14 protein-coding genes and 1 tRNA gene are annotated in these 14,023 nt (G+C 57.6%); 4 read left to right on the top strand and 11 right to left on the bottom strand.

Annotation, left to right across the window (positions count from 1 at the left end; translation table 11 throughout):
• Positions 1-15: 15 nt before the first annotated feature.
• Both P3B99_005110 and P3B99_005105 read left to right on the top strand, forming a co-directional pair.
• Positions 16-1,374, top strand: coding sequence for an acetylxylan esterase (locus tag P3B99_005110; GenBank protein WYJ06590.1), 1,359 nt, complete (start codon positions 16-18; stop codon positions 1,372-1,374).
• 30 nt (positions 1,375-1,404) lie between these two features.
• Positions 1,405-2,529 (top strand): DUF5009 domain-containing protein, encoded by a 1,125-nt coding sequence (locus tag P3B99_005105; GenBank protein ID WYJ06589.1) that lies wholly within the window; start codon positions 1,405-1,407, stop codon positions 2,527-2,529.
• 96 nt (positions 2,530-2,625) lie between these two features.
• Here P3B99_005105 and P3B99_005100 read toward each other — a convergent pair whose 3' ends face one another.
• From P3B99_005100 to P3B99_005055, 10 genes are all read right to left on the bottom strand, one after another.
• A complete protein-coding gene (locus tag P3B99_005100; GenBank protein ID WYJ06588.1) occupies positions 2,626-3,408 on the bottom strand; it encodes an ROK family protein in 783 nt (260 codons plus the stop codon).
• Positions 3,409-3,477: 69 nt separating this feature from the next.
• A complete protein-coding gene (locus P3B99_005095; protein ID WYJ06587.1) occupies positions 3,478-4,089 on the bottom strand; it encodes a YqaA family protein in 612 nt (203 codons plus the stop codon).
• 278 nt (positions 4,090-4,367) lie between these two features.
• Positions 4,368-5,615 (bottom strand): aminoacetone oxidase family FAD-binding enzyme, encoded by a 1,248-nt coding sequence (locus tag P3B99_005090; GenBank protein ID WYJ06586.1) that lies wholly within the window; start codon positions 5,613-5,615, stop codon positions 4,368-4,370.
• Positions 5,612-6,445 (bottom strand): ABC transporter permease, encoded by an 834-nt coding sequence (locus P3B99_005085; GenBank protein WYJ06585.1) that lies wholly within the window; start codon positions 6,443-6,445, stop codon positions 5,612-5,614. The genes P3B99_005090 and P3B99_005085 overlap by 4 nt, the downstream gene beginning before the upstream one ends.
• Entirely contained in the window at positions 6,442-7,368 is a 927-nt protein-coding gene (locus tag P3B99_005080; protein ID WYJ06584.1) for an ABC transporter permease, read from the bottom strand. Before P3B99_005080 ends, P3B99_005085 begins: the two co-directional genes overlap by 4 nt.
• Positions 7,365-9,029 (bottom strand): peptide ABC transporter substrate-binding protein, encoded by a 1,665-nt coding sequence (locus P3B99_005075; GenBank protein ID WYJ06583.1) that lies wholly within the window; start codon positions 9,027-9,029, stop codon positions 7,365-7,367. Before P3B99_005075 ends, P3B99_005080 begins: the two co-directional genes overlap by 4 nt.
• A gap of 1 nt (position 9,030) precedes the next feature.
• Entirely contained in the window at positions 9,031-9,828 is a 798-nt protein-coding gene (locus P3B99_005070; protein ID WYJ06582.1) for an ATP-binding cassette domain-containing protein, read from the bottom strand.
• Complete coding sequence (locus P3B99_005065) at positions 9,815-10,642, bottom strand: ABC transporter ATP-binding protein (GenBank protein ID WYJ06581.1); 828 nt, start codon at positions 10,640-10,642, stop codon at positions 9,815-9,817. The genes P3B99_005070 and P3B99_005065 overlap by 14 nt, the downstream gene beginning before the upstream one ends.
• A complete protein-coding gene (locus tag P3B99_005060) occupies positions 10,639-11,052 on the bottom strand; it encodes an ATP-binding protein (GenBank protein ID WYJ06580.1) in 414 nt (137 codons plus the stop codon). Before P3B99_005060 ends, P3B99_005065 begins: the two co-directional genes overlap by 4 nt.
• 3 nt (positions 11,053-11,055) lie before the next feature.
• Positions 11,056-12,222, bottom strand: a complete 1,167-nt coding sequence (locus P3B99_005055) for a fused response regulator/phosphatase (GenBank protein WYJ06579.1) — start codon at positions 12,220-12,222, stop codon at positions 11,056-11,058.
• A 117-nt stretch (positions 12,223-12,339) separates the two neighbouring features.
• On the opposite strand from P3B99_005055, the gene P3B99_005050 reads away from it, so the two are divergent.
• Positions 12,340-12,822 (top strand): N-acetyltransferase family protein, encoded by a 483-nt coding sequence (locus tag P3B99_005050; protein WYJ06578.1) that lies wholly within the window; start codon positions 12,340-12,342, stop codon positions 12,820-12,822.
• Positions 12,823-12,907: 85 nt separating this feature from the next.
• Here P3B99_005050 and P3B99_005045 read toward each other — a convergent pair.
• A tRNA-Ser gene (locus tag P3B99_005045) sits at positions 12,908-12,998 on the bottom strand.
• 118 nt (positions 12,999-13,116) lie between these two features.
• Here P3B99_005045 and P3B99_005040 point away from each other — a divergent pair.
• Positions 13,117-13,980: a metallophosphoesterase gene (locus tag P3B99_005040; GenBank protein ID WYJ06577.1), complete on the top strand. Its 864-nt coding sequence runs from the start codon at positions 13,117-13,119 to the stop codon at positions 13,978-13,980.
• Positions 13,981-14,023 lie beyond the last annotated feature (43 nt).

Raw genomic sequence — 14,023 nt, 5'->3', positions numbered from 1 at the left:
GAATAAAAAACTGTCATGCTTAAATTTGCGTTTAAAACTTTTGCGGCGGCGTTTGCGGCGTTGCTCTGCGCGTCGCTTTTTGCCGAAACCAAAACCGAGGGCGGCTACACGCTCCGCCTGAAAGCCGTCAAGGACGGTTCCGAATACAAAATAGGCGACACCGCCCAGTTCGCCCTCTATATCACGAAAGACGGCAAACCCGTCGACGGAATCGACGTGCGCTCCGAAATCACAAAAGACACCGTGAACATGGGCAACACGTCGCAGGGCAAGACGAAAAAGGGCGTGTTCAGGGCGTCGGGCAAACTTTCCGAGGCGGGCTTTTTGAAGTGCCGCATGCGCGCCGAAATCCCCCTTGCCGACGGCAAAAAGAAGGCCGTCGATATGCTCGCGGGCGCGGCTTTCGAGCCGCTTAAAATCAAGCCGAGCCTCCCCGCGCCCGACGACTTCGACGCATACTGGGCGAAGCAAAAGAAAATCCTTGCGGCAATTCCCGCAAACGCCAAGGCGACTTTCGTGAAGTCGGTCGGCGGAATAAAGGTTTTCGACATTCAGGCGGACACTTTCAACGGCAAGCTCAGCGGCTACTTGGCGTACCCCGAAAACGCCGAAAAGGGGACGCTGCCTGCAATCATCACAACCCACGGCTGGGGCGTGAGAGGTTCGAGCTTCAATGGGGTCGTGGCGTGGGCGAAGCGCGGATTTCTCGCGTTCGACTTCAACGCAAACGGGCTTCCCAACGGCAAGCCCGCGCAATTCTACAAAGACCTCAAAGCGGGCGCGCTCAAAAACTACCACATAGGCGACTGGAAAGACCGCGACGGGCTTTTCTTCCGCACGCTTTTCATGCGCGACATGCGCGCGATAGACTTTGTTGTCGCCCAACCGCAGTGGGACGGCAAAAACCTCGTCGTTTGCGGCGGAAGCCAGGGCGGCGGGCAGGCGCTCGCCATGGGCGGCTTGGACTCCCGCGTGTCGATTGTCGTTGCGGGCTATCCCGCGATATGCGACCACAGCGGCCCCGTCGCGGGCAGAACTTCGGGCTGGCCCCACTACACAAAGCTCGACAAAAACGGCAACTACAACAAAGTCGCCGTTGAATCCGCCCGCTATGTAGACGCCGTGAATTTCGCCGCCCGCATCAAGGGAAAGACAATGTACCTCATAAACTTTGCCGACGACGTCTGCGAGCCGACTTCAAGCTACGCCGCCTACAACAACATCAAGGGCGAAAAGCGGCTCTGGACGAACGAAGAGGCGCGCCACATGCCCGCCGCTGGCACATGGCAGACTGTTCAAAAATGGGCGGTTGACGAGGTGAAGAAGTCGTCGCCGAAAGTCCGTATGACGGTTGACCCAAAGTCGACTTGGTAGACGCGCCGCAAACCCGAAAGGAGAAGGAAAATGCAAAACTCGCAACTTTCAAAACGCCTCGACTCGCTCGACATTCTGCGGGGCTTGGACATATTTTTTTTGGTCGCGCTCGAACCGCTGTTTATTTGGATTATCTCTAAAACCGCGCTCGCCCAAACGGCTGTCGGCGGATTTCTGAAAACGCAGCTTTCGCACTGCGCGTGGGAGGGCTTCAGCTTTTATGACGTCATAATGCCGCTCTTCCTTTTCATGACGGGCGCGGCGATTCCGTTTTCGCTGCGCAAGTACGACACGTCGTTTAAGTCGTACTTGCGGATTTTCAGGCGCGTTTTGCTTCTTTTCGTTTTGGGAATGGTTGTGCAGGGCGGCTTGCTGTCTCTCGACGTCCACAGGTTCAGGCTTTACTCGAACACGCTTCAAGCAATCGGCGCGGGCTATTTCATAACCGCGATTGTGTTTCTGAACTTCAAGACGCGCGGGCGCGTTGCGGTGTTCGCGCTTCTGTTCGCCGCGTATTGGCTGATGCTCACTTTCGGCGGAGATTTTACGCCCGACGGAAATTTCGCCGAACGCGTAGACAGGGCGGTTCTCGGAAGGTGGCGCGACGGCGTGTCGTGGTCGAACGGCGAATGGTCGTTCAGCAAATACTACCATTACACTTGGATTGTAAGCTCGCTCAACTTTGCGGCAACGGTGATGTTGGGGGCGTTTGCGGGCGTTATCATGACGGGCGAAGACAAGGCGGGAAACGCGAAAAAAATGTTCGCCCTGTCGCTCGCGCTGATTGCCGCAGGGCTGCTGCTTGGCTTGCAGATGCCGATTATCAAAAAGATTTGGTCAAGCTCCATGACCCTTTACAGCGGCGGTTTGTGCATGCTCGCAATGGCGTTTTTTCACTACGCCGTCGATTGCAGGGGCTGGCTCAAAAGCCTCGCGTGGCTGAAAATGTACGGCATGAATTCGATTTTTGCGTATGTGGTTTCGGCGGTGGTGAATTTCCGCTCGATTCCCGAATCGCTGCTTTACGGCTTAAAGCCGTTTCTGCTTGTCGGCGGCGTGAACTACTACCCGCTTCTTATCAATTTTTGCCAGTACGCGATAATTTTCTGCCTGCTTTTGTTTATGTTCAGACGGAAGATTTTTTTGAAAGTGTAGCGGCTATGCGGGCTTGCCGACGCATTTCGGCAAAGCAAAAGCGGCGCGTCGAAAAATTCCGCCGCGCCGCTTTTTTGCGATTCCGCAAAACGCAGTTTAGAGCTTTTTGTTTTTTAGCATTTTCGACGCCATGTACGCCGCGCCGATTATCCCCGCGCGGTTTTCGAGCTTCGCGCAGACGATGTCGCACTCGACGTCGATGTACTTCATGAATTTGTCGCTTTTCGCCGCCGCGCCGCCGCCGATTATCATGAGGTCGGGCCAGCAAAGAGCGTGGACGTATTGCAGGTATTTGTTGAAGCGTTCCGCCCAGATGCGCCAAGTGTAGTCGCGCTTTTTGCGCACGGCGTCGGAGTAGAGCTTTTCGGCATCGACGTTTTTTGACGAGGCTTTGTCGCGCATTTTAAGGTGTCCGAATTCGAGGTTGGGAACGAGGTGTCCGCCGGTGAAGAGCGCGGTTCCGATTCCCGTTCCCACGGTGAGCATGAGAATTGCGCCGTCGCGGCCTTTCCCCGCGCCGTATTTGACTTCCGCGAGTCCCGCGGCGTCGGCGTCGTTGATAATCCACGCTTCGCAGCCGCACGCTTCGCCGATTAACTGCGCGAGGTTTGTCCCCACGAATTTTTTGCCGCCGAGGTTCGCCGCGGTCTCCACGATTTGCGAGCGTATCACCCCCGGAAATCCGCAGCCGATGATTCCGTTCCAGTTGAAAGATTTTGCAATTTGCGAAACCGCGTCAACAACGAGTTTCGGCTCGTGCGATTTCGGCGTCGGAATCCTCATGCGTTCTCCGACAAGTTCGCCCTTTTTGATGTCGACAATTCCGCCTTTTACGCCCGAACCGCCGATGTCTATGCCGAGGACAAGTGATTTTTTCATGTCCGAAATTTATGCGGAATTGTCCGCGCTATACAAGAAAAAAGCGAGCCCAAGCCGATTCCGCCGCGCCTATTTCATAAGGTATTTTACCGCGACGAATCCGAGCACCAACAGCACGAAAAACGCGCTCGCAAGAATGTTGAAATATTTGTCTATAAAGTCCCGCGCCTTCGGGCCTACGATGCGCACGATGAGCGCGACCGCAAAGAAGCGCCCGCCGCGCCCGACCAGCGACGCAAGAACGAGAGTCGCAATCGGCACGTTGCAGACGCCTGCGGCAATCGTGAATATTTTGTAGGGAATGGGCGTGAGCGCCGCGCCGAAAATCGCGAGAAATGCGTTGTTCTGGTAGCTTTGCTCCACGAATTCGAAATTCTCGTGCGTGAATCCCGGAATGTAATCGAAGAAAAACGACTGCGTAGCCCCCCACGCCGCGTGCCCGATGCACCAGCCGAAAACGCCACCCAGAACCGACGCCGCCGTGCAGACCGCCGCGATTCTCCACCACTTTTTAGGCGCGCCGAACACCAGCGGAATCAGCAGAACGTCCGGCGGAATCGGAAAGAACGACGATTCCGCGAACGAGAGAATCGCCAAAGCCCAAAGCCCCTGAGGCTTTTCCGCCCAGGAGATTGTCCAGTTATAAAGTCTTTTCAGAAGGTTGGGTTTTTTGTCTTCCATATGGAGTGGGAGTGGTTGTTTTGCCGCGCGCCCGGCGGCATAAAATTTTTCCGCGTATGATTTCAGCTTTCGGAAAATTTTTCCAGCTATTTCGGCGCGGGCGGAAACAAATGCGTTTTTGCGCGGTGGCTGTAATACAAAAAAGACGCGGCTTGAAGTGTTGTTCTTCAAGCCGCGCTATCTATATATGATGGGGGGAGGAAATTCTTTATGATGTTATAGTCGTAAATTTTGCGTCCGAAATCAAGCTTTTTGTTGAAAAAATATTTAACTGATTTTCATTTACTTGCGCATTGGTCGAATTTTTCGTTGATGAAATCGGCGCAGATTTTCGCCTCAGTCCACGCCGCCTGCAAGTTGAATCCGCCCGTGATTGCGTCGATGTCGAGGCATTCTCCGCAAAAGAAAAGTCCGCCGACTTTCTTCGACATCATCGACGAGAAGTCGATTTCCGTTCTGTCAACGCCGCCGCACATTACGAACTCCTCCTTGTGCGCCGACTTCCCCGTTGCCGAAATTTTCAATGCCGACACGTTTTCGGCAAGCGTTCGTTCGGCGTTTTTAGGCAGGGTGGCGAAGACGGTTTCGCCCGCGCCCGATTTTTCAGCCAAGTATTCCCAAAGCTTTTGCGGTATTCCGAAGAGCGGCGCGTTTGCGACTTTTCTTTTTGCGAATTTTTCGCGGGCGGCGGCTATCGTTTTGCGGACTGCGGCTTCGTTGAAATCGGGCGCGAAGTTTGCGCGGAACTCGAACCTGTAATTTCTCTCGGCGAAAGCCCGCGCTCCGAACGAGGAAAATTTGAGCGTTGCCGGCCCGCCGATTCCGAATCCTGCAATCAGAAGCGACCCGCGCGAGGCTATCTTGCGCCCGCTTTCGGGGGCGAACGAAAGCTCGGCGTCGAGGGATATTCCGGACAATCCGCGCCAAGCGGGGTCCTTTGCGGTGTCCGTTTCGAGCGAAAACAGCGACGCCACGGGCGGCACGGTTTTTATGCCGAACTTTTCGACCGACTCTTTCAAGCCGCCGCCGAACGTTCCGCCGACCGCCACCACTACCGCGTCGAACGGCTCCTTGTCCGCGCCTGTGTATTTCAGCACAAGGCGTCCGTCGGCGTTTTTTTCGATTGATGAAACGCGGGCGGAAAATTCGATTTTCGCGCCGTTGCGCGCCGCCCTGCGGTAGAGCGCGCCGGCTATTGCGCGGGCGTTGTCGCAGACGGGGAACACGCGCCCGCCGTCCTCGACTTTCGACTCGACCCCGAGCGATCCGAAAAACTTCCGCGCGTCCGCCGCGCCGAATCTTTTTAACGGCTTTTTCAGGCTTCCGCCGCCGCGCGGGTAGAAGTCGGCGGGATTGCCCGCATCGGCGTTTTCGTTCGTGAAATTGCAGCGTCCGCCGCCGCTCGCGCAGACCTTGCGCAGGGCGGATTCTCCCGCTTCGAAGACGGTTGTTTCGAATTCGGGCGAAAGGTTAGCCGCGCAGAACATGCCCGCCGCGCCGCCGCCGATTATGGCGACGCGCGTCATTTTGCGCTCCTTCCCGAAAGCGATTCGCCTATGCGGTTGAGCGCGTAGAGCGTTGCCCCGAAAAAGAACGCGGGGAAGACGAGCAGCCACGGGGCGTCCTCCATGTGCTCCGCGCCGTCTTTCACGAGGCTTCCCCACGACGGCAGGGGAGCCTGCACGCCAAGCCCCAGAAAGCTCAGGAACGCCTCCAAGAGCATTACGCTGGGAACTGTGAGCGCCGCGCAGACGAGTATAGAGCCCAAGGCGTTCGGCAGAATGTGTCGCGCCATGATTTTTATTTTCGACTGTCCGAGCGCGACGGACGCCTCCACAAACTGCCTCGATTTCAGGTCGAGCGTGATGCCCCTCACTATTCGCGCCATCGTCAGCCACTCGACCGCCCCGATTGCGACGAAAATCAGCCAAATCGAGCGGCCGAACGCGAGCGTTAGAAGAATCACGAAAATCGTAAATGGCAGCGAGTATACCGCGTCCACAAAGCGCATCATTGCGGCGTCGGTCTTTCCGCCCGCCATGCCCGAAACCATGCCGTAGCACACGCCGACGCACATGGCGACCGCCGTCGCAAGAATTCCCACCGCAAAGGATACGCGCCCGCCGTAGAGTATTCTGCTTAGAATGTCGCGCCCAAGCTCGTCCGTGCCGAACCAGTGCGCGGCGGACGGCGCGGCGCAGCCCAACGCCAAGTTCTGCTCTTCGTAGGGGTAGGGGGCGATTAGCGGGGCGCAAAAGCAGAGCGCGACGGAAACCGCGATGAACGCCGCGCAGGCGAGCGCGGTTTTGTCGCGGGCGATGTTCCCGATAATGTCCGAAAACGCGCCGTGCCTCATTTTTTCATCTCCCGCGCTATCCGTGGGTTGACCGCCGCAAGCAGGAGGTCGGACAGCAGGTTGAAGCCGATTATGAACGCCGAATAGAGCATAACGCAGCCCATAATCATTGTGTAGTCGTTGTCGAGCGCGCTCGAAATGAAGAAGCGCCCCAGTCCCGGAATCTGGAAGATTGTCTCGACCACGAACGACCCCGTAAGCAACGCCGCGGCGGCAGGCCCGAGGTACGACACCACGGGCTGCACCGCGTTGCGCAGAATGTGCACAAAATACACGCGCCCGCGCGACGCCCCCTTTGCGAAAGCCGTGCGCACATAACCGCGCGGGCGTTCGTCGAGCGCGCCGTTGCGGGCGAGCCGCGCAATCCACGCGGCGTAGAAAAACGCGAGCGTGATTGACGGAAGAACGATGTCCGACGGCGCGTTCCAGCCCATAGCGTTGAACCATTCGAGCTTCATCGCGAAAATCATAATCAGCAGCGGGCCGAGCACGAACGACGGCAGGCATATTCCCAACAGCGACATTCCCGAAAGGAATCCGCCGAATTTCGTTCCCGAAAACGCCGCCGCCGCAAAGCCGAGCGCAAGCCCCGCAGCGAGCGCAACCGCCAGCGCGCATGCGCCGAGTTCGAGCGAGACCGCCGCCTTTTCCGCAAGGATTTCCCCCACGCTCCACCCGCCGTATTTGAACGACGGCCCGAGCTCTCCCCGCGCCAGATTTCCGAGGAACGACGCGTACTGTCGGACGAGCGGCTTGTTCAGCCCGTAGTATTCGTCGAGAGCCGCGAGCGTTTCGGGCGGAACGGGGCGTTCGCTGTCGAAAGGCCCTCCCGGCACGAAGCGCACCATGAAGAACACCGCGGTTATAATTGCAAAAAATACGGGGACTGCTTCGAGCAGGCGTTTTGCGAAATAGCGTATCATTTTGCGCCTCCTTTGGCTTCGAGGCTTACGCCGAGAAAATTGTGGTAGTCGAGCGCGTTTGCGTCCCAGCCGCGCACGAGCGGCGAAATGCGAAAGACGCGCGAGTAGAAATAAATCGGCATTACGGGGGCGTCGGCGAGCATTTTCGCCTCGGCTTCGGCTAGCAGGCGCATGCGTTCGGAGCGCGTTTTTGCTGAGCGCGCGCGGGCGAGCAGCGCGTCGTATTCCGCGCTTTTATAGCCGCTGTGGTTCAGCCCGCTTGCGGAGTGGAAGAGGTCGAGGAAATTTTCGGGCGCGTCGAAGTCGCCCACCCAGCTCGACCTTGCGACGTCGAAGTCTCCCTCGCGCCGTGCCGCAAGGTATGCAGGCCACGACAGGTTGAAAAGCTCCGCGTTTATTCCGAGGTTTTTGCGCCACATTTGTTGAACCGCCTCCGCAATCGGCTTGTGCTGTTCCGACGTGTTGTACGAAATTCTTATGCGCGGAAAGTTTTTGCCGTCGGGGTATCCCGCCTCGGCGAGCAGTTTTTTTGCAAGGGCTATGTTTTCGGATTCGCCGCGCGGCGGAACATATCCCCCGCAGCCCGACGGAACGAAGTTCCCGGCGGCGTCCTGCCCCGCTTTCAGGAAGGAGTCTATGATTGCGCGGCGGTCTATCGAAAGCGAGAGCGCCCTGCGCACGAGGGGGTCGTCGAGCGGCGGGCGGCGCGTGTTGAAAAGGTAGTAGTAGACGCCGAGCCATTTGTCGCGCCTGACGGTTTGCGGCGCGGCGGCGAGGGCGGCGGGCAGGCGCGACGGCGCGACGGAGTCTGTAATATGCAGCTGTCCAGCCGAGAACGCCCTGTCTTCCGTGTTGATGTTGGAAATCGGGAAAAAGTCCGCGCCTTTCAGTTTGAGCAATTCCCTTGTGCGGTAGTGCGGGTTTGCCCTCAGCGAGATTTTGTCGTTAATGCTCCATTTTACGAGCGTGAACGGCCCGTTGCAGACCATGTTTTCGGGGCGCGTCCAGCGGGTGTCGCGCCTGTCGGTTGCGCCGAATTTTTCGAGCGTTTTGCGCGGGAGCGGGAAGAACGCGCTGTGGTAGAGCATTGATTCGAAATAGGGCACGGGGCGTTCGAGCTCCACCTCCAATTCGGAGTCGGAAATGGCGCGGACGCCCACTTTCGACGCGTCGCCGATTTCCCCCGCATTGTACGGGCGCGCATTTTTTATTGCGTGGAGCATTGAGGCGTATTCCGCGCCGAGGGCGGGGTTTAGCGCGCGCTTCCACGCGTATTCGAAGTCCCGCGCGGAAACGGGCGAGCCGTCCGACCACTTCGCGTTTTTGTCTATTTTGAAGCGGTACGTCAGCCCGTCGTCGGAGACCGTCCATGATTTCGCCGCGGCGGGGCGAACTTCGAGCGTCTTAGTGTCGGCGCGGACAAGCCCCTCGAAAAGCCCGCGCAAAATGCGTATTTCGGAGCTTCCCGTGGCGAGAGACGGGTCGAGCGACGCTGGATCTGCTGCGTTGCCCACAAGCAAAATTCCGTTTCGCGCGGCGGTTTCGGCGGGCGTTTCGCGCTTTCCGCAGCCCGTTGCGGACACGGCAATACACGCGGCGAACGCCGCCGCAAGTGCCGCGCGTATTCCGCGAGCGAAAAATTTTCCCGACCCTTTTCGCATCTCAGAACTTCGGAACTGCGGCAATCAGCCGCTGTGTGTAGGGGTGTTGCGGGCGGGCGCAGACTTCTTCGGACTTTCCCTGCTCCACGATTTTTCCGCGCGTCATCACCATCATTCTGTCGCAGAGATATTCCACAACGGCGATGTCGTGCGCCACGAAAAGCAGTGTAAGGTTCAGGTCTTTCGCAAGGCGTTCGAGCAGGTTTACGATTTGCGCCTGAACGGAGACGTCGAGCGCGCTTACGGGTTCGTCGCAGATGATGAATTCGGGTTCGACTGCGAGGGCGCGGGCTATGCCTATGCGCTGTCGCTGCCCGCCCGAAAATTCGTGCGGATACCTGTCCATGTGGGCTTTCGCAAGCCCCACGGTGCCGAGCAGCTCCGCCACGCGCGCGCGTTTCCGCGCCGCCGACATTTTCGGAAAGTGTATGTCGAGGGGTTCGGACACGATTTCGAACACGTCCATTCTCGGGTTGAGCGAGTTGAACGGGTCCTGAAAAATCATCTGTATTTTCTTTCTGTACGGCATGAACGCGCGGTCGGAAAGCTTGGAAATATCCTCTCCGCCATAGATAATTTTCCCGCCAGAAACGGGCGCGAGGCGTATGATTGCCCGCCCCGTCGTGGTTTTGCCCGAGCCGCTTTCGCCGACAAGCCCCACGATTTCGCCCTTCGATATTTCGAAAGACACGCCGTCGACCGCGTTGAACTTCTCTTTCGACGACGCAAAAAGCCCCGCGCCGAGCGTGTACGAGACTGTCAGGTTTTCGACTTTAAGCAGCGGTTCAGAGTTTGTCATAGTCAATCGGTTCGAGTTTCTTTGAGCGGTTGCCGAGCCTTGGCACGCAGTTAATCAGCGCGCGCGTGTAGGGGTGCTGGGGATTGTGCAAAACCTGCTCGCAAGTGCCGCGCTCGACGATTTCGCCGCGGAACATCACAATCACGCGCTCGCACAGCTGCGGGATTATCCCGAAGTTGTGCGTGATAAGCAGCAGCGAATTTTTCCGCTTTTGCCGCACGCTTTTGAGCAGGTCTATAATCTGTTTCTGGATTGTGACGTCAAGGGCGGTAGTCGGCTCGTCGGCGACGAGCAGCTGCGGTTTGCACGCCAATGCCATCGCAATCATCACGCGCTGCTGCATGCCGCCCGAAAGCTCGTAGGGGTAGGCGTCGTAGCGTTTTTCGGGTTCGCGTATGCCGACCTCCGCGAGGGACTCCACAACTTTTTCCCTCACGTTTTTCTCTTCGGGGAAGTGGAGCTTTATTGCCTCCGCAATTTGGAAGCCCACGGTGAACACGGGGTTGAGCGAAGTGGACGGCTCCTGAAAAATGTACGCGATGCGGCGGCCGCGGATTTTCCTCAGTTCGGCGTCGCCCATATTTGCGATGTTTTTGCCTGCGAAGAGTATTTCGCCGCTCGTTTCGCATGCGGGCGGCGGCGGAAGCAGACGCGCAAGGCTCATTGCGCTGACGGTTTTGCCCGACCCGCTCTCGCCGACAATCGCCACAGACTCGTTTTCGCCTACCGAAAAGTCTACGCCCTTCACCGCCGGCGTGCGGATTCCGCGCGAGCAAAACGAAATTTCGAGGTTTTTTACGTCGAGCAGGTTCATTGCGCGGCGAGCCTCCTTTTCATTACAAGCTCGTTTACGCCGTTTTTGCGCGAGTACGAAACGGCGTCCATGCTTTTTTTGAGGAAGAAAATTCCGAGCCCGCCGACGTCGCGCGATTCCGCGTCGGAGCTTGTGTCGGGCGCGGGCGCGTCGGAAATCGGGTTGAACGCGGGCGCGGTGTCGCGCACGGCTGCCTCCGCAAAGCCGCCCCCTGCGGCAAGCTCGACCTCTATTTTTTGCGAGCCGTCGTTTTTGTAGCCGTAGCTTACAATGTTTGTGAAAATTTCGTCGAGGCAGAGGTTGAGCGCGTACGCCGACGCCGCGTCGACGCGGTTTTCGGCGCAGAACGCATCGACATCGGCGAAGAGTTCGTCGAGGCTGTCGAATTTTGCGGCGTAGGTCTTTTTCATGTCTTATTTGAAATCGAATTCGCAGAGAGAGAAGTCGTCCTCGAACTGTTCGCATTTTTGCGCGTTTTGGGAAAATTCCGCCATCGCCTCGACTTTGGACTTCCCCTGCGGGGCGGGTTTTGCAAGCTCGTCGGCGAATTCGTCGACCGTCATCATTCTGTGTTTGCCGGCGCATTCCACTTCGTAGACGCCGTCGCTGAAAACGAAGAGCTTTGCCCCGCGCGGAACGTCTACGCACGCGCAGGGGAATTTGGCGTCGGGCATTCCGCCGATTACAAGCCCGCCCGTGATGAGCTTTTGCCAATGCCCGTTTTCGACGAGAATCGCGGGCGGGTGTCCGCCCGAAGCGTAGGAGAGTTTGCGGGTTTGTCTGTCGTAGACGCCGTACCAGAGGGTGAAGTACATGCCGTTCTGCCCGTCCATGTCGAAGGCTGCGTTAAGCCCCGCGAGCACTTGGTCGGGCTTTGAAAAATCTACGCCCGCAAGGCTCTGCGAGCGCAGCACGTTCACCGCCGAGACCGACAGCAGCGCGGCTCCCACGCCGTGCCCGCAGACGTCGAGCAGGTAGACCGCGAAGCGGCCGCCGTCAAGCTTTCCGTATCCGAAGCAGTCGCCGCCGAGCGACGTCGAGCTTTTGAAGTACCAGTCGGTCGAAATTTCGGCGTCGGATATTTTTTCGGGCAGGAGGCTTTTGACGTAGTGTTCGGCTTCGTCAAGCTCCTTTTTGAGGGCGTTTTGGCTTTCCTGCAATTTGCGCATTGCCTCGTTCCTTTCGAGGAGCGCGGTGTACGCGCGGGAGTGGTAGCGGATTCGCGCAACAACTTCAAGCTTGTCGGGGAATTTCACCATGTAGTCGTTCGCGCCGCTTTCGAACGCGCGGTATTTTGTGTCCGGCTCTTCTTTCGACGAGAGCACGACGATAGGGACTTCGCGCGTTTTCGGGTTTGCGCGGAAAAATTTTACGAGGGTCAGCCCGTCCACGTCGGGCATTACGAGGTCTTGCAAAATGACTGTCGGCGATACGCTTTCGGCGGTTTTCAACGCCTCCGTCGGATTCCCGCAGAAGCGGAAGTCGATATCGGGTTGGTCGGCAAGCATTCTGCGGACGGCTTCGCCGATAATCGGTTGGTCGTCCACCAGCAGCACCGTAATCGGTTTATGTTGCGGCATCTCTAACATTCCGCAAAAATATCGTCCAATCGCCCCGAAAACGCAATTATATTTTGCGCTCCGCCGCGCAAATTTTAAGTTGATAAGCCGCGCGCCGATGTCCTAAATACCCTTTCGATGATTAGACCCGCCGAAATTTCCGACGCCGCGCAGATTGCGGCAATCTACAACGGCTACGTTGCCGCAAGCGACGCCACGTTCGACACCGAGCCTGTGTCCGCGCCCGACTTCGCCGGACGCATTCGCGAAATTTCGGCGCATTGCCCGTTTTATGTCTTCGACGACTGCGGGAAAGTCGCGGGCTACTGCCACGCCCACGCGTGGAAGCAAAAAGCCGCCTACGCCCGCACCCTCGAAACCACCGTGTATGTCGCCCCCGACTCCGTCGGGCGGGGAATTGGCGAGGCTCTTGTCCGCGCCCTTGCGGAGGAGTGCCGCCGCAGGGGAGTCCGCGCGCTCGTTGCGTGCATAACCGCAGGGAACGCGCCGAGCGTAAGGCTTCACGAAAAGCTGGGCTTTGTGAAAGTCTCGCACTTCCGCAGTGTGGGCGAAAAATTCGGGCGCATGCTCGACGTCGAGGATTTCGAGCTTCTTTTGTAGCCCTCCCGAAATCCGCCGCCCGCCGCCTTTCGGGGACAAAAAAAAGACGGACGCCGAAACGTCCGCCCAAAAATAATTCAAATCACGGAGAGGATGAGATTCGAACTCACGGTAGGGGTTTAAATCCCTACACCGGTTTAGCAAACCAGCGCGATCGGCCACTCCGCCACCTCTCCTGATTTGAAGTAAAACAACACATACATTTTGGCGCAAATGCGCAAGAAAAAAATTCGCGAATCGCCGATTTCCGCAAAAATCCGCCTTCGGACACAAAAGAATATTCTGCTTGTCTAAATGAAAAAGTGCAAAGATAATGGTGCGCGTAAAATGAAGTTCGCGTTGAAAATGGCAACGGTTTTGTGTCTCCTGTCGCTGTGGGTGTGGGGGATAGTCGTCGAACCCTACATAATGCTCGACTACGACAACGTCGAAATCGCAGTCCCAAAGTGGGACAAAAACCTCGACGGTCTGAAAATCGCCGTGCTCTCCGACATTCACGCGGGCGCGGGCCCCGCCGAAAACTGGCGGCTCAGGCGCATCGTGGCGCGGACGAACGCCGCAAAGCCCGATATTATTTTGCTTTTGGGCGACTTCGTGAACGGACACCCGTTTTACTCGAAAATGCCGATGTCGACATATTCGAAATATTTGAGCGGGCTGAAAGCCCCCCTCGGCGTCTATTCCGTCCTCGGCAACCACGACTCCTACTACGGCAGGGAGAAAATCAGGAAAATGCTGTCCGACGCGGGCATTCCCGTTATCGAAAACTCGAATCTCGAAATCAAGACGCCCAAGGGGAACTTCCACCTTGCGGGAATCGCCGACGCAATAACCCAAAACTATTTCTACCGCCCGACCTTTGCGGGAATTCCCAAAGACGCGCCCGTCGTGTTCATGTCGCACACGCCCGACGTTTTCAGGGAAATTCCGCCCGCGGCGAGCTTTATGCTGTCGGGGCACACGCACGGCGGGCAGGTGCGCCTGCCGCGCGGAATACGCCCAGCAAAGAACGTAAAGTTCGAGCGCGACGCGGTCGAGGGGCTTTACCGAAAGGACGGAAAAACGTCGTACACAACGCGCGGCTTGGGCACAAGCCGCATACCCGTGCGCTTCATGTGCACACCCGCAATCACCATCGCCACAATCCGCAAGGCGTGATTTACGGCGCGGCGTCATTTTCCGATAATTTTTTCGATAACCC

Source organism: Opitutia bacterium KCR 482 (genome assembly GCA_029269845.2).
Classification (GTDB): domain Bacteria; phylum Verrucomicrobiota; class Verrucomicrobiia; order Opitutales; family Intestinicryptomonadaceae; genus Merdousia.
Note: the sequence above shows the minus strand (reverse complement) of the source record. Positions and strands in the feature narration are given on the sequence as shown.

What these genes read in the sequence shown, in the direction of transcription:
- P3B99_005075 (WYJ06583.1), bottom strand. Translation starts at nt 9,029, where the DNA reads ATGCGAAAAGGGTCGGGAAAATTTTTCGCTCGCGGAATACGCGCGGCA.
- P3B99_005100 (WYJ06588.1), bottom strand. Translation starts at nt 3,408, where the DNA reads ATGAAAAAATCACTTGTCCTCGGCATAGACATCGGCGGTTCGGGCGTA.
- P3B99_005105 (WYJ06589.1), top strand. Translation starts at nt 1,405, where the DNA reads ATGCAAAACTCGCAACTTTCAAAACGCCTCGACTCGCTCGACATTCTG.
- P3B99_005090 (WYJ06586.1), bottom strand. Translation starts at nt 5,615, where the DNA reads ATGACGCGCGTCGCCATAATCGGCGGCGGCGCGGCGGGCATGTTCTGC.
- P3B99_005055 (WYJ06579.1), bottom strand. Translation starts at nt 12,222, where the DNA reads ATGCCGCAACATAAACCGATTACGGTGCTGCTGGTGGACGACCAACCG.
- P3B99_005110 (WYJ06590.1), top strand. Translation starts at nt 16, where the DNA reads ATGCTTAAATTTGCGTTTAAAACTTTTGCGGCGGCGTTTGCGGCGTTG.
- P3B99_005080 (WYJ06584.1), bottom strand. Translation starts at nt 7,368, where the DNA reads ATGATACGCTATTTCGCAAAACGCCTGCTCGAAGCAGTCCCCGTATTT.
- P3B99_005040 (WYJ06577.1), top strand. Translation starts at nt 13,117, where the DNA reads ATGAAAAAGTGCAAAGATAATGGTGCGCGTAAAATGAAGTTCGCGTTG.
- P3B99_005070 (WYJ06582.1), bottom strand. Translation starts at nt 9,828, where the DNA reads ATGACAAACTCTGAACCGCTGCTTAAAGTCGAAAACCTGACAGTCTCG.
- P3B99_005085 (WYJ06585.1), bottom strand. Translation starts at nt 6,445, where the DNA reads ATGAGGCACGGCGCGTTTTCGGACATTATCGGGAACATCGCCCGCGAC.
- P3B99_005050 (WYJ06578.1), top strand. Translation starts at nt 12,340, where the DNA reads ATGATTAGACCCGCCGAAATTTCCGACGCCGCGCAGATTGCGGCAATC.
- P3B99_005065 (WYJ06581.1), bottom strand. Translation starts at nt 10,642, where the DNA reads ATGAACCTGCTCGACGTAAAAAACCTCGAAATTTCGTTTTGCTCGCGC.
- P3B99_005095 (WYJ06587.1), bottom strand. Translation starts at nt 4,089, where the DNA reads ATGGAAGACAAAAAACCCAACCTTCTGAAAAGACTTTATAACTGGACA.
- P3B99_005060 (WYJ06580.1), bottom strand. Translation starts at nt 11,052, where the DNA reads ATGAAAAAGACCTACGCCGCAAAATTCGACAGCCTCGACGAACTCTTC.